Source organism: Flavobacterium xanthum, assembly GCF_900142695.1.
Taxonomy (GTDB): Bacteria; Bacteroidota; Bacteroidia; order Flavobacteriales; family Flavobacteriaceae; genus Flavobacterium; species Flavobacterium xanthum.
Genome location: NZ_FRBU01000005.1, coordinates 70,984 through 88,829, shown reverse-complemented (window position 1 = coordinate 88,829; position 17,846 = coordinate 70,984). Strand labels below are relative to the sequence as shown.

The 17,846-nt window shown below is 33.6% G+C and carries 18 protein-coding genes and 2 tRNA genes; 4 read left to right on the top strand and 16 right to left on the bottom strand.

The features are described 5' to 3' along the window. Positions 1-48: 48 nt before the first annotated feature. Entirely contained in the window at positions 49-828 is a 780-nt protein-coding gene (locus tag BUC11_RS03495) for a response regulator (protein ID WP_073351938.1), read from the bottom strand. Between the two features lie 201 nt (positions 829-1,029). Between BUC11_RS03495 and BUC11_RS03490 the strand changes: the two genes are divergently transcribed. Further along, positions 1,030-2,109 (top strand): ATP-binding response regulator, encoded by a 1,080-nt coding sequence (locus tag BUC11_RS03490; RefSeq protein WP_073351934.1) that lies wholly within the window; start codon positions 1,030-1,032, stop codon positions 2,107-2,109. Between the two features lie 71 nt (positions 2,110-2,180). Here BUC11_RS03490 and BUC11_RS03485 read toward each other — a convergent pair whose 3' ends face one another. The 4 genes from BUC11_RS03485 to BUC11_RS03470 all read right to left on the bottom strand — a co-directional run bounded on the left by BUC11_RS03485 (position 2,181) and on the right by BUC11_RS03470 (position 6,237). Beyond that, a complete protein-coding gene (locus BUC11_RS03485) occupies positions 2,181-3,773 on the bottom strand; it encodes a hypothetical protein (RefSeq protein ID WP_139259416.1) in 1,593 nt (530 codons plus the stop codon). Positions 3,774-3,807: 34 nt separating this feature from the next. Continuing rightward, on the bottom strand, positions 3,808-4,527 hold the full coding sequence (locus BUC11_RS03480) for a hypothetical protein (protein ID WP_073351932.1): 720 nt from the start codon (positions 4,525-4,527) through the stop codon (positions 3,808-3,810). Then, positions 4,514-5,074, bottom strand: a complete 561-nt coding sequence (locus BUC11_RS03475) for an RNA polymerase sigma factor (protein ID WP_073351930.1) — start codon at positions 5,072-5,074, stop codon at positions 4,514-4,516. The genes BUC11_RS03480 and BUC11_RS03475 overlap by 14 nt, the downstream gene beginning before the upstream one ends. Positions 5,075-5,259: 185 nt before the next feature. Next, positions 5,260-6,237 (bottom strand): polyprenyl synthetase family protein, encoded by a 978-nt coding sequence (locus BUC11_RS03470; RefSeq protein WP_073351928.1) that lies wholly within the window; start codon positions 6,235-6,237, stop codon positions 5,260-5,262. A gap of 169 nt (positions 6,238-6,406) precedes the next feature. On the opposite strand from BUC11_RS03470, the gene BUC11_RS03465 reads away from it, so the two are divergent. Further along, a complete protein-coding gene (locus tag BUC11_RS03465; RefSeq protein WP_073351926.1) occupies positions 6,407-7,261 on the top strand; it encodes a hypothetical protein in 855 nt (284 codons plus the stop codon). A gap of 41 nt (positions 7,262-7,302) precedes the next feature. Here BUC11_RS03465 and rlmN read toward each other — a convergent pair whose 3' ends face one another. Then, positions 7,303-8,349, bottom strand: a complete 1,047-nt coding sequence (gene rlmN, locus BUC11_RS03460; RefSeq protein ID WP_073351924.1) for a dual-specificity RNA methyltransferase RlmN — start codon at positions 8,347-8,349, stop codon at positions 7,303-7,305. A gap of 81 nt (positions 8,350-8,430) precedes the next feature. Between rlmN and BUC11_RS03455 the strand changes: the two genes are divergently transcribed. Continuing rightward, positions 8,431-9,072: an O-methyltransferase gene (locus tag BUC11_RS03455; RefSeq protein WP_073351922.1), complete on the top strand. Its 642-nt coding sequence runs from the start codon at positions 8,431-8,433 to the stop codon at positions 9,070-9,072. Between the two features lie 100 nt (positions 9,073-9,172). On the opposite strand, the gene BUC11_RS03450 is transcribed toward BUC11_RS03455, so the two are convergent. The 8 genes from BUC11_RS03450 to BUC11_RS03415 form a co-directional block, all read right to left on the bottom strand. Further along, the gene (locus BUC11_RS03450) at positions 9,173-9,748 is read right to left on the bottom strand and encodes a phosphatase PAP2 family protein (protein ID WP_073351920.1); all 576 of its coding nucleotides are present in this window, start codon (positions 9,746-9,748) and stop codon (positions 9,173-9,175) included. Further along, positions 9,748-10,149 (bottom strand): twin-arginine translocase TatA/TatE family subunit, encoded by a 402-nt coding sequence (locus BUC11_RS03445; protein ID WP_073351918.1) that lies wholly within the window; start codon positions 10,147-10,149, stop codon positions 9,748-9,750. Before BUC11_RS03445 ends, BUC11_RS03450 begins: the two co-directional genes overlap by 1 nt. A gap of 111 nt (positions 10,150-10,260) precedes the next feature. After that, positions 10,261-12,504, bottom strand: coding sequence for a M1 family metallopeptidase (locus BUC11_RS03440; protein ID WP_073351916.1), 2,244 nt, complete (start codon positions 12,502-12,504; stop codon positions 10,261-10,263). A gap of 63 nt (positions 12,505-12,567) precedes the next feature. Continuing rightward, positions 12,568-13,071: a DUF6702 family protein gene (locus BUC11_RS03435; RefSeq protein ID WP_073351914.1), complete on the bottom strand. Its 504-nt coding sequence runs from the start codon at positions 13,069-13,071 to the stop codon at positions 12,568-12,570. Beyond that, on the bottom strand, positions 13,068-13,823 hold the full coding sequence (locus tag BUC11_RS03430) for a BamP family beta-barrel-assembly machinery protein (RefSeq protein ID WP_073351912.1): 756 nt from the start codon (positions 13,821-13,823) through the stop codon (positions 13,068-13,070). Before BUC11_RS03430 ends, BUC11_RS03435 begins: the two co-directional genes overlap by 4 nt. A 19-nt stretch (positions 13,824-13,842) precedes the next feature. Further along, on the bottom strand, positions 13,843-14,604 hold the full coding sequence (locus BUC11_RS03425; RefSeq protein ID WP_073351908.1) for a peptidase associated/transthyretin-like domain-containing protein: 762 nt from the start codon (positions 14,602-14,604) through the stop codon (positions 13,843-13,845). Beyond that, the gene (locus tag BUC11_RS03420) at positions 14,591-15,319 is read right to left on the bottom strand and encodes a carboxypeptidase-like regulatory domain-containing protein (protein ID WP_245793720.1); all 729 of its coding nucleotides are present in this window, start codon (positions 15,317-15,319) and stop codon (positions 14,591-14,593) included. The genes BUC11_RS03425 and BUC11_RS03420 overlap by 14 nt, the downstream gene beginning before the upstream one ends. Further along, positions 15,309-16,064 (bottom strand): hypothetical protein, encoded by a 756-nt coding sequence (locus BUC11_RS03415; protein ID WP_073351906.1) that lies wholly within the window; start codon positions 16,062-16,064, stop codon positions 15,309-15,311. The genes BUC11_RS03420 and BUC11_RS03415 overlap by 11 nt, the downstream gene beginning before the upstream one ends. Before the next feature lie 145 nt (positions 16,065-16,209). Between BUC11_RS03415 and pepE the strand changes: the two genes are divergently transcribed. After that, a complete protein-coding gene (gene pepE, locus BUC11_RS03410; protein WP_073351904.1) occupies positions 16,210-16,917 on the top strand; it encodes a dipeptidase PepE in 708 nt (235 codons plus the stop codon). A 136-nt stretch (positions 16,918-17,053) separates the two neighbouring features. On the opposite strand, the gene BUC11_RS03405 is transcribed toward pepE, so the two are convergent. Continuing rightward, positions 17,054-17,129: transfer RNA gene (locus BUC11_RS03405), tRNA-Gly, on the bottom strand. A 44-nt stretch (positions 17,130-17,173) separates the two neighbouring features. After that, positions 17,174-17,246 (bottom strand) — tRNA-Gly (locus tag BUC11_RS03400). Positions 17,247-17,846 lie beyond the last annotated feature (600 nt).

Here is a 17,846-nt window from a genome sequence, read left to right as displayed (position 1 = left end):
AAAAAATAAAAGAAATAATTTAAAATGGTACTGATTTTGAGATATTTATTAGCCTTGCGGAAGATTGTTCACTTGAATAGACTTAATATAATCAGATGGAGTCATCCCTTGATACGCTTTGAAACTTGTAGTGAAATAAGAGAAGGAATTAAAGCCAGTTTCATCGACTAAAAACTGAATATTTCTTTCTCCTAAATCGATGAGCTTAATTGCAAAATCAAGCTTATACTCCCTTATATATTGGGTTATATTTTTGTTACTATGCTTTCTGATTTTTTTATCCAAAGTCGACTTGCTGATAAAAAGTTTTTTCGACAACTCATCAATATCAACTTTAGACTTTAATTTTTTACATAGAATTGTATTCACTGAAGTGATAAAATCTTTTTCAGACAACTTTATAGTAACTTTCGAGAATGGGTCAGGACTTAGTTTCTTTTCAATATTTTTTTTAAAATCAATTACATTATTAATTTTATAAATCAACTCCTTTACTTTAAATGGCTTCATTATATAATCATTTACACCATTTTTAAGTTGACGGTATTTAACCCCTTGCTCCATATTTGCGGTAATTATTATAAAAGGGACAGCATTGTATTTACTGTCTTTTCGAATTCTTAAAAATAATTCTTCTCCATTCATATTTGGCATCATAAAATCACTAATAATGATATCAGGCACTTTTTTTTGAAGGTGTTTTAGTGCTTCTTGACCATCTTTGAACCAATCAACGATAAAATCATTCAACAATAATAATTCCAGAATCAAACTTCCTAAAACTAAATCATCTTCAATTAAAACTATTTTTATTTTTTGATTTTTCATTTCGTGAAATTAACTAATCCAATTTTAAATTATAGCTATTTTTTTTTAAATTATTTACACTTATTGGAACTAAAATTAAAATTGAAATACCTTTATACATTGGTTTATTAGCGCTTTATCCAAAATCTATTTTATCGACTGAAGCTATAAATTTACATACTAAAAAGGGGTTTCTAGCAACCTATTCCTATCCTTATTCCTATGAACAAAAACAAAATACTTTTGGTTGACGATGAACTAAACATCAGAGAAACCACAACTGAATTTCTTATCTACAAAAACTACGAGGTGAAATCTGCCAACAATGGACAAGAAGCTTTAGATATTATAGAGTATTGGATTCCAGATTTAATAATATGTGATATAATGATGCCCATCATGGACGGTACAAAATTCCATGAAATAATAAAAGAGAATAAGTCTTTAGTAGCCATTCCTTTTATTTTTATGACCGCAAAAAAGGAAAATAATCTAATGAGAAAATGCATGCTCAATGGAGCAGATGATTTTATATCAAAACCCTTTAAAACAAAAGAATTATTAAATATAATAGCAACAAAAATTGATCGATTCCAGAAAATAAAAAATGTTCACAATAATCTTTATGTGGGCGAAAAAAAATATTTTTTACACGAAGTCAATACGCCTCTTAACGGCATATTAGGCTCCATAGACCTCTTACTTGACAACGTAAATAATTTGGAAAAAGAAGATCGGAAAACTTTTTATAATGCTATAAAAATATCTGGAGAACGCTTGAATAGAACCATGCAGAACCTAATTCTTTATGAAAGTTTAAAAAATAATGAACTGAATTTTTCAGATAATGAACAGTGTGAAATCCTAAATGTATTTTGGAAAACAAAAAAGAAAATTCTCACTACCTATAAAAATCAAGAAAATAGAATCACTTTTGAAATTGACAAAGCAAATTTAAAAATTAGTAAAAAAAACCTAAATTTCATACTCTTTGAATTGATTGACAATGCTTTAAAATTTTCGCCCACCAATACAATTATAATTATTTCTGGAGAAAAATATAACGACACCTATTATGAATTGATCATCCGCGATTTTGGAATTGGGTTCAGTCCCAAAGAATTAAATACCATAAATGCGGCGCAACAATTCAATCGTGATGAAAGAGAGCAACAAGGATTGGGGTTGGGCCTCTATTTAAGTAAGACTATAATAAAAAAGATAAAAGGTGTTTTCAGTATTATTTCAAATGAAAATAAGGGAACAAAAATTTCACTTTTCCTTCCCTTATCTCCTGAATAACAGCATTAACTTATGAAGTTATTGCTCCCTTAACATCAACATATTTAACTTTTATAATTCCTTTTTAAAATTTAATTAAAGTCAAAACGCAACCCTAGAGAAACATTATTTTGCTTCACAGCATTATCTTTAAACAAAGGATTCAAGTCATATTTCAAGTACAAACTAGTAGCTTTATATCCTACATAAGTACTTAATCCATATACAAAACTATCAACATTAAAATTACCTTTAGTTATTTCTCTTGACTTATATTCATCACTATCATACTTTACATATTGCTTCGATTTTAGATTTGTACCAACGTATCCTCCTAAACCAACACGAAAACTATCGTGTGTTTTAAAATAGGTCTTCCCATCTCTTTCTTTGGATTTTGTGAAGTCAAATTCTAGGTGCACTGGAAATACTAAATTTACATTCTTGAAACGAGAATCATCCTGACGAATTGGATTTGCCTCCAGATTTGTTTGGTTTCCATCCGCTACAAAATACCTATTATTTGAAGCTCGCAAATTATTGTACATTACAGAAAATCCATATTTTGCGTGTAATAGATTATTATTTTTTAAAATTCTGGTATTATAAGTCAATCCCCATTCATAAAAATGTGAGCCTAAATACCTAAAATCTGATTTTTGTACTGAGCCATCGGTCACTACATTATTCAATCCAGTAGCGAGTACAAATTGCGTAGTAGTTCGCTTTGATTGGCGCTCTTCCTTATCTTCCTGACCATTATAAACCTTCATGGAAGTGATATTAATTTCGGTTTGAGAACCAATTGAATTTGGGTTATTCCCTAGAATAATCGTTCGACCTCCGCTTCTATCATCCTTTTCATCTACTACTTTTCCATCAACTTTATCTTGCACCAATTGATTTAACTTTGCTTGTTCATCACCCACTTTTGCCTCAATGGCCGCAGCATGAATTTTTGCCTTCTCCATTTTAAGGTCACTTGCTTGCTCCTTAGTAATTACACCCTTCTCTAAGTCCCTATCAATTAAATCCACAGCCACTTTTAGGGCGTTTTTTTCATTATCTGTAATGGCTTTAATTTCGTTACTAATAGCTTTGGCTTTGGTCTCAAAGGAAATTGCTTTATGGTCTCTTCCTTTATTTTGTCCGGTTTCTTCAAGGGAGTCCTCAACTATTTCTATTGCTAGATCCTTAAACCAAATTTGTCCTGTTTCATTTAATAAAACACCATACGAAATAGCTGTTGCCTCAGTTGGAACATATAAAACCACTTCATACTTAGTCCAATCCTTAGTCCCTTTGATGGGTCTTCTTTGCATATTATCAAAAGCTAAAACTGCTGCAGTGTAATAATCTACTCGCATCCACAACCCTGCCCATGACTTTACATTTTCACTTTTTACATACGCAGTCATTTTGACTGTTTTTCCTAAAAATGTATCCGGTTTTATGGTTTTCATTATAGTACCAAAACCATTCGTTTTACTTTGAATCGATTTAATTTTGTAAACCGTTTGATTGTTTTTTTCAGCCCCTGAAACTGGCCCCATTTCATAACTTTCTGATTTTGAACCCCTGTAATGCCAGTCTGAACTGTTTTTGATAGCATCTACTCCTTGAGCGTTTACCTTACTTAGTAAAGAAAACAACACAATTACTGTGATTAAAATAATTTTTTGCATGATTTTCGTTTTTTGATTGATGATTGATTTTTATTTATTGTTCGTAATTTCTATTGACTAAAACTGTTTTTATAGCATTAAAATTCTTGTTGAATTTATCCAATGCCGATTCTCTAAATGATTGATTTAATTCTGTTTCAGCACTAGATAACAAACTATTTGGATCTATTGAAATAGTTTTTCTGATTTTTTCAATTGATCTATTACTTGTGTTAGGTTCAAACGTAGTGTTACTAACTTCAGCTAATAATTTTTCTGCTGAAACGTATCTATTGCTGCTGCTTGATTCATAATTCTTATTTTCAGAGACTAAAAATTCGTTTGCTCGTGATGGATTGCTGTTTGACACTTTCTCTTCTTTTTTAGTAAGTTGCTTTGACTGCTTATTCACGGTATTATTTTCAGCAACAACTTTATACTCCTTCGTTATTCCTTTTTGAATCTGGCGCTGCACAACCTCTTTATTTACTATCTCTGGTTTTTCCAAATTATTCTCGTCTGATTTCTCTTCTAAAACTATTGGAGCTGTCGAATCTATTTTTACAGTTTCAACTCCATTAAAAAAAACAGTAGATACAAGAAGAAAACCTATAAAACTTGCAGCAATATAAATCCAATTAGTATTGCGTTTGCTTTTTGTTTTTTCAGCAGAATCTAACATAGCATCTAATCGATCCCAAGCTTGTGCAGAGGGCTGAATAGTTCTAAATTCCAACTTCTGTTTTATTTCAAGATCTAATTTATTCGGTTCCATACTCGTAATTTTTTAAGGTATTAATCTGTGCTTGCAGCATTTTTCTAGCATGTGACAATTGCGATTTTGATGTTCCTTCCTTAATCCCTAACATACTGGCAATTTCATGATGCTTGAATCCTTCGATAGCATACAAATTGAACACCATTTTGTAGCCGACCGGCAAACTGTCTATCAAAAATTGAATGTCAGCAATTGCAAATTGGCTTTCAGTATTGTTGAAACTTTCTTCAAAATAAGTTTCATCTTCAACATATTTCAACTTTTTCTCCACTCGAATAAAAGAAATACATTCGTTGACCATAATTCTTCTAATCCAGCCTTCAAAACTTCCTTTGTGCTGAAAATTCTGCAGATTTGTAAACACTTTCATAAAAGCGGTAATCATAACATCTTCGGCCTGATGAATGTCTTTTATATATTGGCGGCAAACGCTTAACATTTTTGGAGAAAATTGAGTATAAATCTGCTGTTGTGCTTGTCGATTGTTTTCGACAGCCAACAGGATCAATTCATTTTCCTCTTGATGTAAGTTGATTACTTTCATAAATAAATGCAATGGCAAAATTCAATTTCAATATTTTCACTGCTTATGCAATTCATTTTTTGATAGTGAAACTGACTTCTATTAGCATAGACGATTTACAATGCAAAAAGGTTGCATAGCAATAAAATTAAATTAAAAAAAATGGTTTACTGAGATTCTTCCTTCATCAGAATAACAAAATGATGCTATTTTTTTCTTTCAATAACATAATTGACCATTAAGATCAGCGCGTCTTTAAACTCGGAATCAGGATAATTATCCAGCAATAAAAGTGCTTCTTGCTGAAATTCAACCATCTTTTGTTCCGCATAAACTAAACCGTTATTGTTTTTCACAAAAGCAATAACTTCTTTTACGCGTTTCTTATCTTTATTATGGTTTTTGATGGAATTAATTAACCAACTCTTTTCTTTAGATGTAGTAGTATTCAAAACATGAATAAGTGGCAAGGTCATTTTTTGTTCTTTGATATCGATTCCGGTCGGTTTCCCTATGGCTTCATCGGTATAATCGAATAAATCATCTTTTATTTGAAAAGCCATTCCAATAAGCTCCCCAAATTTTCGCATATTCTCTACCTGAACCTCATCTTCAATAACTGATTTTGCTCCAAGGGCACAACAGGCAGCAATAAGGGTTGCTGTTTTTTTGCGAATAATTTCGTAGTATACAGCCTCTGTGATGTCTAATCTTCGGGCTTTTTCTATTTGGAGTAACTCGCCTTCACTCATTTCGCGCACAGCGACAGAAATAATTCGGAGCAAATCGAAATCACCATTATCAATAGAAAGCAACAATCCTTTGGACAACAAATAATCCCCAACCAAAACTGCAATTTTATTTTTCCAAAGTGCGTTGATGGAGAAAAAACCTCTTCTGCGATTACTGTCATCTACTACATCATCATGAACTAATGTTGCGGTGTGAATCAATTCGATAACGCAGGCGCCTCGATAGGTTCGTTCATTTATTATCCCTCCTGAAACCATTTTGGCGGTTAGAAAAACGAACATAGGCCGCATTTGCTTCCCTTTTCTATTTACAATATAATAGGTAATCCTATTTAACAACGCCACATTGGAGGTCATCGATTCGTAGAACTTTTTTTCAAAAAGTTCCATTTCATCGAAAATAGGTTGTTTAATTTGAGAGGTCACATTCATTAGAGTTCAAAGATACTATTTTTAATAAAAGAACGTTATCTATTTTACACTTAGAATTGAATTCTTTACTACCGATGAATAAAATTACAAAAACAAAAATTTAGCAAGCTAAGAATCTAAATTTGTATTATTACTTTGATTACTAATAGATTAACTTAATGGTTTTATCATGAAAACAACTATAATAATACTCATCACCTTTTTATCTCTACATTTTTTCAGTAGTTGTGACAGTAGCGATAAAATTGAAAATACTGCTGCATTATCGGTTAAAGATATTACTGTAGATTCTAAAATTGATGCTTCCTTAGATGACATCATAAATATAGTTGAAGATCAGTATGCGGTGCAACAAAGTACTGCTAACAAAACTAAAACCACTATCAAAAGTATTTTACCTACTTGTGCAACAATTACAACTTTATTAGCCAATGGTTCTTGGACGAGAACAATCGACTTTGGTACTGGAGACTGCACGCTGCCGAACGGCAACAGTATAAAAGGAAAAATTATTATCCGATTTTCCAATGATTTTAATGCCGCAGAAAGGACTTTATCCTATAGCTTTGATAATTTTTATCACAATGGCAAACTGTTGCAGGGCAATAAATCCATCCGTTATTCCCTAAAAACTACTAAACTACTTGCAGTAGTCCATCCTGTCTCAATATTTACCGTTGATATGAAAATAACTTTTGAAGACGGAAAAATTTATACTAGGACAGGTACTAAAACAAAAGAAATAATTGAAGGTAACAATACGCCTCTTAGCTGGGAAGACACTATTTTTCTGGTAACAGGGAATAGCACTACTCTGTTTCCAAATGGAACTTCCATTAGCCGTGTGATCACAACACCACTGCGTTACGTGTTGCGCTGTAAATCCATATTTCCCGTAGAAGGCATTCTTACAATCACAAAAAATAAATCTGAAGGAACCTTGGACTTTGGCAAAGGAACATGCGATAATTTAGCCCTACTAACGATTGATGGAGTCGCTACAGAAATTATATTAGAAAAATAAAAACTAAAACAGGATTGCATATTAAAAATAGTGATCCTGCTTTATTCAGCTTCTTTGTTTGCCAATTGGCCGCAAGCTGCATCTATATCTTTTCCGCGACTGCGCCTTACTTTCACAACAATTCCACTTGATTCCAGCGCTTGGATGTAGGCATTTATGGATTCTTCTGAAGCTTGTTGAAATTCTCCATCATCAATAGGATTGTATTCAATCAAATTGACTTTACAAGGAACGTATTTGCAAAACTTTACTAATGCATCAATGGATTCTTTATTATCATTGATGTCTTTCCAAACCACGTACTCGTATGAGATTTTGCTTTTGGTTTTTCGGTACCAATATTCTAATGATTCGCGTAAATCAGCTAACGCAAAATTAGTGCTAAACGGCATAATTCTAGAACGAATTTCGTCAATAGCGGAGTGCAAAGAAACAGCGAGTTTGAATTTAACGTCATCATCAGCCAGTTTTTTAATCATTTTAGGCACTCCCGAAGTCGATACCATAATTCGTTTTGGTGACATTCCCAAACCTTCTGGCGAGATAATCATTTCGATTGCCTTCAGCACATTGTTGTAATTCATGAGCGGTTCTCCCATTCCCATAAAAACAATATTCGACAAGGGATGATTATAATACAACCGACTTTCTTTATCTATGGCAATTACCTGATCGTAAATCTCAGCAGGTTCTAAGTTGCGCATTCTTTTTAATCGCGCTGTTGCGCAAAAATTACAATCTAAACTACAGCCTACTTGACTGGAAACACAAGCCGTCGTTCTGGTATTTGTAGGGATTAAAACTGATTCAACCACCAATCCATCGTGCAACCGAACGGCATTTTTAACTGTTCCATCTTCACTGCGTTGCATCGTGTCGACTTTGATGTGATTGATAACAAAATTAGCTTCTAGCATCGTTCGTGTTCCCTTAGAAACATTAGTCATATCCTCAAAACTATGTGCTCCTTTACTCCACAACCATTCATAGACTTGATTGCCACGAAAAGCTTTATCGCCATTAGCAACAAAAAAATCTCGTAATTGTTCTTTTGATAAGGCTCGTACGTCTTTTTTCTCCATTTCCATGGTGCAAATTTAATGACAATTTGTTGATTTGTTGTTTTGATAATTTGATAACTTTGTACTCCATTGAAAAAAAATTGAATAATGCATTTCATTTCCCAAGAATTAGAAGATTATATCGAGCAACATTCCGAAAAAGAACCGCTTTTACTAGCTGCCTTAAACAAAGAAACCTACCAAAAAATCTTGCTGCCAAGAATGCTAAGCGGTCATTTTCAAGGTCGCGTTTTGAGCATGTTGGCTAAACTCATTCGGCCGATGCATATTCTTGAAATTGGAACTTATACAGGGTATTCCGCCTTGTGTTTATGCGAAGGCATGCAGGAAAATGGAACACTTCACACCATCGACATCAAAGAAGAATTAGTGGATTTTCAACGAAAACATTTTGACAAATCACCTTGGGGAGCACAAATATTTCAGTATTTGGGAGAGGCAGTTGACATCATTCCGACCCTTGATCAAAAATTCGATTTAGTTTTTATTGATGCAGACAAAGAGAATTACCTGAACTACTTTGAATTGATTGTTCCAAGAATGAATAAGGGAGGAATTATATTATCGGATAATGTTTTGTGGAGCGGTAAAGTTCTAGAACCTTTAAATCCCAAAGATTTTAGTACAAAAGTGTTAGTAGAATACAATCAGTTATTAGCAAATGATCCAAGAGTAGAAACCGTCTTGTTGCCTATTCGAGATGGATTGACAGTAAGCAGAGTACTCTAGTTGTAACAATTATCGAAGAAAAAGTCTGCCTTGAGGTTGATTCCCCCAATTTTTGAGGGAAAACATAAGCCTCCAAAGTTCTGGAGGCATAAAATCACAACTAATCTCTTACGGGTAACGGAAAATACCGTTTTTGTGCTGTTTTGTATATCTTATACATCAAAAAACCAAAAGTAAATCCAAATAAATAACCGGATAAAATGTCTAGAGGATAATGCAATCCGAGATAAATTCTACTGTAAGCAAAGACTAAAGGCCATAAAAACAGGAGACTAAAATATTTGAAATGCGATCTTAAAGTAAAATATATCAGTGTAGCGACCGCCATTGAATTTGAGGCATGACCGGAGAAGAAACTAAAGGATCCTCTGACTTGAACCACACGAATAAAGGAATTAATTTCAGGATTGTTACAAGGTCGTAGTCTTTCAAAACCATTTTTGAATACATTGGTCATTTGATCGGTAAAAGTTACTAGTATAGCTACAAAAATGAGTAAATATAACGTCTGTTTTGCCCCCAGTTTTTTGAAAATAACGTACAATAAGAGTAAAAAAAGTGGAATCCAATTGCTCTGTTTGGTTATGAATATCCATAGGCCGTCATAACCTTTCGAACCTAAACCATTTAAAAAAACAAACAATTCTATATCTAAAGAGAGTAATTTTTCTAGCATTATCCTTGACGTTTTATAGGTCCCGTACTCTCTTCAATTACTTCTTTAGTTGCTTCTAATGGCGCAGTTGATTCGCCCAGTAAACCGTCTTTGGCTTTATTTATTTCTGTGGTGATGTTCGCCGATATATCGTTAAATTGTGAAGTATCACCTAGTAGATTATCCTTCGCTTTATTAATTTCAGAGCTTATGTTTCCTCGTATATCACTCAATGATTTTGCATCAAAACCATTGGCCTCTGCTCCTTTTTGAATTTCGCTTTTTATATCATTAGTAGCATTTTTCAATTGCGCCATTGCTTTACCCATAGTACGAGCTATTTCAGGAACTTTATCAGATCCAAAAAGCATCAGTACTATAAACATAATGAAAATTAATTCACCTCCACCTATACCAAACATATATTTTGTTTTTTATTGTTACAAAGATATTACTTTTTGAATCTTTGACTTTTAATTATTTCATAAAAAAAAAGACTCTTTTCAGAGTCTCTTTTATAATTTGGTCTTTAATTAATCAAATTTAGTCTTTATTTCTTCTTTAGGCCAAGTGTTATTTGTCACATCAATATCAGCTGTTTCTAATTTTGGATCTACTTGAATTTTTTTGATAGCCTTTTCAGTAGCGTATACTTTCTTAGCGGTATCATTATTTTTTCGCCAAATTTGAGCTGGATATTTGAACATTTCCTTTGTATCGTCTTCATAAGTTAATTCAACGATAATAGGCATTAACATACCACCTGGTTTGTTGAATTCAACTTCATAGAAATACTTTGGTGATTTTAATTTTGATTTTTCATCAGCTGTAAAATTTTTGCTTACATATTCCGAAAGTAAATTTACATCTGCAAGGGCTAATGCTTTTTTATCTTTAGCAGATAACTCTTCGCTTGCACTAGGAACTAAATAGACGAAAGGTCCTTTTTCTTGACCAAATCTTCCTCTTCTAACTACAGCGTCCTTCAATTCTTTGGTAGCAGTTTCAGAAACATAATATTGTTTTACCTCTTTCACTCCGATATCTACAAAATCAGTAGAGTAAAACCAGCCTCTAAAAAACCAATCTAAATCTACCGCAGAAGCATCTTCCATGGTTCTAAAAAAGTCTTCTGGTGTAGGATGCTTAAATTTCCATCTGTTCGCATATACTTTGAAAGCATGGTCAAACAATTCTCTTCCCATAATAGTCTCTCTAAGAATATTCAATCCTGTTGCTGGTTTACCATACGCATTAGCTCCAAACTGAACAATCGTTTCCGAGTTGGACATTATAGGTTCCAAGAATTTTTGATCTCCACTCATGTAAGGAACAATTTTACTTGCTGGTCCACGACTAGAAGGGAAATTGGTTCCCATTTCTTGTTCCGCCATATATTGCATAAACGTATTCAATCCTTCATCCATCCAAGACCATTGACGCTCATCTGAATTTACGATCATTGGAAAGAAGTTGTGTCCTACTTCATGAACAACTACTCCAATCATTCCGTTTTTAGTTCGCTCAGGTGTCACTCCTTTTTCGTCAGGACGACCATAATTCCAACAAATCATAGGATATTCCATCCCCTGATCTTCTGCTGATACGGAAACTGCTTTTGGATAAGGATAATCAAATGTATGGGCTGAATAGCTTTTCAAAGTATGCGCTACTGTTCTTGTAGAAGTTTCTCCCCAAAGCGGATTTGCTTCTTTAGGATATACTGAAACGGCCAGAACCGTTTTATCGTTTAACTTCACTGCCATGGCATCATAAATAAATTTTCTTGATGTAGCAATTCCAAAATCCCTTACGTTTTTTGCACTGAATTTCCATGTTTTCTTCTTATCTGAAAATCCTTTTTCGGTAGCTTCCGCTTCCGCTTGAGTTACGATAACGACAGGATTATCATAAGATTTCAATGCTAATTCGTATCTTTTTACTTGCTCTGGGGTAAACACTTCGCTTCTATTCATCAGCTCTCCCGTTGCCTCCATAACATGATCCGCAGGAACAGTAATATTGACATCAAAATTTCCAAAAGGCAACGTAAATTCTCCTGTTCCCCAAAACTGCATATTCTGCCATCCTTCGACGTCATTGTACACTGCCATTCTAGGATAGAATTGTGCAATTACATATAATTTATTACCGTCTTTCTCAAATAATTCATATCCAGAACGACCTCCCTCTGCTCTATAATTATTAATGTTATATGACCATTTGATTGCAAAAGAAATTTTCTCTCCCGGCTTCATTGCTGTATCTAAATTGATACGCATCATAGTTTGATTGATCGTATAAGACAAAGGATTTCCTTTAGCATCTTTTACGAACTCTATGTTGAACCCGCGCTCCAACTCTTGTTTCAAAAATTTATTAGCAAAGTTTCCTGCTGGAAAAACCTGCTCCATTCTTTGACTTTCTGCCAAAGGCGTTTGGGAGGTTTTTGCCGCTTGATTTTGATCCAATTGTACCCATAAATACTCTAAAGTATCTGGTGAATTATTGTAATAGGTAACGGTTTCGGAACCGCTTAATTTAGAGTTTTTATCATCAAGCTCTATGTTGATCTTGTAATCGGCTTGTTGTTGATAATACGCTGGACCGGGCGCTCCTGAAGCGGTACGAAACATGTTAGGTGTAGCTAGCAAATCGTACATCTGGCTAAACTTATTGCTGTCGTACTTTCCGGTTTGTTTTGGTGTGGTGGGTGCTGTTTTTTCTTGCGCAAACAATAATGCAGGAAGAAATAAAAATAAAGATAATTTTTTCATAGGTAAGAATCTGGTTTTTCAATGGGTGAAAATAATAATTTTAAGTAGATCTATCTAAATTTATTAATATTTTAACACTCCCTTGGAAGTTGACTCCGTAAAGAGCAACGTGTTTTTAACACCCATAACATTAAAATGCATAATGTTTTGCTGCTCTGAGTTCCCTTCCGTGATTACTGCATTATAGATTTCAATAGAATTTATTTTTTGAATTTCCTTAATACTGAAGTAACAAATAAGAACATCGCCCTCCATCTCTTTGCTTAAGAAATGAATTGGCTTGACCTGACCATTAACTTTAATATTGAATTTTTCGTTAAAGTATTTTTTAAAAAAAATTAAATCTTCCTCTGTTTCCTTTTCTGATCCTAGATTAATTTTCTTTTGGTACTTCTTCCCAATAGCTGTATTTAAATCATCTACAAATATGCGAGTCGTTATTTGGAGCATTTTCTTTTCCGGCGCATAATTAACCTGATACAGTGCAACATAAAATTTATGTGCCGCAAATGAAGTTAATGTTAGAAATAATAGGCCAAAAAAAGTAATTAATATTGTTTTTTTCATTTTTCAAAAGTAGTAATTCTTTTAAACTCTTCATTCTTGGTGATTAAAAAATCAATCAGCATGAATTCATCTTGCTGCTTAAGTAGGGTTCTTGATTTTGGATCATTCTCGCAATAATCAAGAAATAGTGCAATTTCTTCGCTTTTTAACTTCAAGGTATTGGTAAAAAAATAATGGTCTAATCCTTTCGAAACAACATCCGAAAAATCCACTAGCGCATTTGGTCCTTCTTTTACCGCCACATCTTTTTTAAATACTTTAGAAACCATTTTGAATATTCTAACAAAATCCATTCCGTTTTCAATAGTTCCATTTAACGGCATTGTTCTATTAATTGGCGACGATTTTGCATCGTCAATAAATTCTATGTCTACAATGCCTTGAGAATTTCCTATGGCGGGTTTTATATCTGTTTTTCCTTTCACAATTACTTCTTTTAGCAACGTTGTTTGTGCTTCTAGTAAGACTACGAACAAAGGTTTTGTAAAATCTTTGTCCTCAAGCACAATTTTCTTAGACTTGAAAGCAGGGCTTGAGACTAGCAGCGTGTCTTTGGCTTTCGCCAAAATATCAAAAAAACCTTGGTTGCTAATGAAAGTTCGGGTTTTAGAGTTCAAATTAAAAACATATCCGTTGTCTACCAATGCGGATTCATTTGTAAATTGACCGTGTAAAGATTTCCTGTTTCCATTTTGACCAAAAGTGAATTGGCTAAAGAAAATCAAACAAAGTAGTACTATTTTAGTTTTCATCTTGGTATTGTTAATTATGTTAGTTTTTACTTTGCAATAAAGTTTTATAATCTTCTGCCAAAGCTATCAAAAAAAATGAAGTTTTTTGTTCATTTTTAGAATGTAAAACTTTGACAAACTTATCATTTTCCACGGCAAAATACTTGAATCCATTTACATATTCCGCAGCTATCCCTAATTGGAGCGTGAAATATTCCTGCTGATACAATTCTGAAATCAATTGTATATTCATTTCCTTTTTCTCTACGACAACTAATTTCTTCAGTCGTTTTGTTCTACCATTAATCTTATTGATAAGTGGGTCTAATGGCATTCCACCACCCAAAATACGCAATAACATGATTGGTTTGAAATCTCCTGCGGTCTGCAAATGCCTTTCTGCAGGACTATATCTTACAGGTTCTTTAGCTACAATACGTAATGAAAACACCGAAATCTGCTTGTTCTTAACAATCACTTCCTTCAATTCATTCGTTTTAACCTGCATCTGCAATACCAATCGATTGCGTATTAGATCAGTGCTGCTAATCTTTTTTTCATAGGTTTTAAGACTTACCTCTTTAAAAACAAGTATGTCATTGGCCTTTGCCAAAATAGAAAAAGTACCGTCACTATTTGTTAAAGAAGTTTTACCGCTTGTTAAATTTAAGATATTAATCCCATTGGCACCTATAGAATCAACTGTAATTTTCCCATGAAGTAGCTTTTCATCGGCAGCTTGTCCAAAAGATATTTGGCAAACCAAAGATAAAAAGAACGCAAAAACTTTACTTATTTTCACTAATAATGATCTCGTTATAATTTTCAGCTAATTTTACAATTAAATACATCGTTAAAGTCTTGTTTTTTGCTCTTAATGCACTTGCAAAATCAGAATCTTCAATACAAAAATATTGAAATCCCTTGATGTAATCGGCGGGTATTTTTAAAGTTGCGGTATAATAGTTATCCTCAAAAAGCACATCAATTCTAGCCAAAAGCTGCTCTTTTTTTTCAACAATGATTTCTTTTTTCAGCATGGCTTTTCGCCCAGATATAGTATTTAGTAATCCATCGATTCCTCCACCAGAAGTTGCTGTATATAATTTCCGCTCTGCAGCTGTATATTTTTTTTGGCCATAAGGAATAATTCCTAAACTCTCCGCCGAAATAGCCGACTCGTTAATGACAACCTCTTTCAAAATAATACTTTTGGAAACCATTTGCAAAGTAAAAACTTCTTGTTCCAGATCCTGCTGGTTTATTTTTCTGCGAACTGATTCTAAATTAACGGCAGTAAACACCAAAATATCTCCTGCTTTAACGGGGATTTTAAAAAACCCATTTGCATCTGAAATTGTTGTTTTTTCTGCTGTTAAATTCACAATATTAATGCGATCCACGGATGCAGAATCAGCACTAATTTTTCCCTGAATCTCCTTTACTGCTTCTGTTTGTCCAAAAGAAACTTGCACCAACAAAAAGAGGAACAACTGTAGTGTATGTTTAATTTTCACTGGCAATTATTTGTTTATACTTAAACGCTAATTCTCCTAATAAAAAACCAGCCATTGTTACATTTTTGGACTTCAGAACCGCTACAAATTGTTCGTTTTCTACACTGTAATACTCAAATCCTTTGACATATTCAGCCGGTATTTTTAATGTAGTCACAAAATAATCCGTAGTAAACAAATTCTCTAATTGTCTTAAATAGGATTCTTTCTTCTCGACTTCTAGTCCTTTTTTCAGCATTTTCGTTCTTCCCGAAATCCAATTTAATAATGGATCAGCCGAAACAGACCCTCCCATCATAGTACCAGCAGTTGCAGAAGCATTAAGATCACTAGCAGTGTATAACTTTCGTTCTGCTGCTGAGTATGACTTTTGCCCCTTTGGAATTATTCCCATTGCTGTTGCATTAATGTCGTTTTTTACGACAACTTCGCGCAATTCATTTATTGTGGGTATCATTTTTACCAGAAGTATTCCTTGCTCAAAATCTTTTGGAGTCAATCTCATTTTCGTTTCGTTAAATTGTGCTACTCTAAACAATAAAGTGTCACCAACGGCTGCTTGTATATTGAAATCACCATTTTGACTTGTAATTGTAACCTTATCTGTTTTTTTATTAAGGACATAAACACCTTCTAAAACGGCAGCATCAGCAGTAACTTTTCCATTCAATTGCTTTAGAGACTGTTGTTGTGCCAGCACATTTGTCGCTGCAAAAACCAGAAATAAATAAACAATTTTTAGCATCTTTCTTAAGGCGGTTATTGACCCTTTGTAAAAGTATCTTAATGCGATCTAAATTAACTACTAATGAGTTGGTAAAAAAATGTTAATTAAAAACTAGAAATAAAAAAGACTGATTTAATACCTTTAGCACAAATTATCCACAAAAATGAAAAACATACTAATCGCAAGTACCTCAACACTCGCAAACGAGGATTATCTGGAGTATTTATTGCCTGAATTACAATTGCATTTTAAAAACTGTTCGACCATTCTTTTTATTCCTTATGCAAGACCAGGTGGAATTTCGCATAAAGAATATACCAATAGTGTTGCATTGGCTTTCGCCAAAATAAATAAAAAAGTGATAGGAATTCATGAGTTTGAAGATGCTGCATTAGCTGTAAAAAGCGCAGAAGGAATTTTCACGGGAGGCGGAAATACCTTTGTACTGGTATCTCAATTGCACAAAAACAATGTTATGGCAATCCTTTCACAAGTAATAAAAAACGGCACACCGTATCTTGGAACTAGTGCAGGAAGCAATATTTGTGGGCTTACAATGCAAACTACTAATGATATGCCTATTGTATATCCTCCAAGTTTTCAAACTTTAGGAGCAGTTCCGTTTAATTTGAATCCTCATTATTTAGATCCAGATACAAATTCAAAACACATGGGTGAAACTCGTGAAACCCGAATAAAAGAGTTTCATGCTTATAACTCGGTTCCCGTTTTAGGGTTGAGAGAAGGAAGCTGGCTGGATGTAAAAGGAGATGCAATTACCTTGAAAGGAAATTTGACTGCCCGACTGTTTAGACAAAATCAAACTCCTGTGGAATTAGAAAGTGAAACTGATTTGAGTTTTATAAAATAATGCAATAAAAAAGCCGAAACTATTAAGTTTCGGCTTTGAAGAGCGAAAGACGAGGCTTCCCGTATCTCTTCGTTCACGGGATAAACTTCGCACACATCCTTAAAATAAAAAACCTCAAACAAATGTTTGAGGTTTTTGGAGCGAAAGACGAGGCTCGAACTCGCGACAACCAGCTTGGAAGGCTGGAGCTCTACCAACTGAGCTACTTTCGCATTATAACAGTAAAAGAAACTTCAAAAAAAAATTTGAAGTTTAGAGCGAAAGACGAGGCTCGAACTCGCGACAACCAGCTTGGAAGGCTGGAGCTCTACCAACTGAGCTACTTTCGCATTAACAACGGTGCAAATATACTTAATAAGTTTGCTTGAATGCAAATTTATTTCCCAAAAAGTCTCAATCTGACTCCTAGCCTCTTTTTTAAAAAAGGGAAATCAAATCATAAAGAATTTAATATGAAAATATTATACCTTTACAGTACACAAAAAAAATATTTAAAAATTAATTCAAAACAGCAAAAAACAGTCACTTTGGATGCATTTTAAGTACATCAACTTTGCCTTACGGTTCAAAATCCGATAGAAATTTCGTGATTTAATAGTGATACTTTAGAGACAACCCTTCATGTTGGATTGTATTTTGCACTTAACCTTATTGGCTTCGCTTGCTATAATTGGAGCTAAAACGATTTGTTTGCCATGGGAAAACAACAACAAATGTGAGGAAATACAGGGTCGAAAAAAAGAAAAGGGCCGAAAGAATTAATGATATCTATGCCCAAAAAATAATACAATCAAGATATACCCTGTTTCATGAAGTCACAAACCCTAAGAAAAGCAGTTAGAATTACAAAAAACAAGTTGCCTCACAAAAAGTCTATTTTTATTGAAGGGAAAGAAATTGGAAACCCTTTTACCAAGCTAAAAAAACTA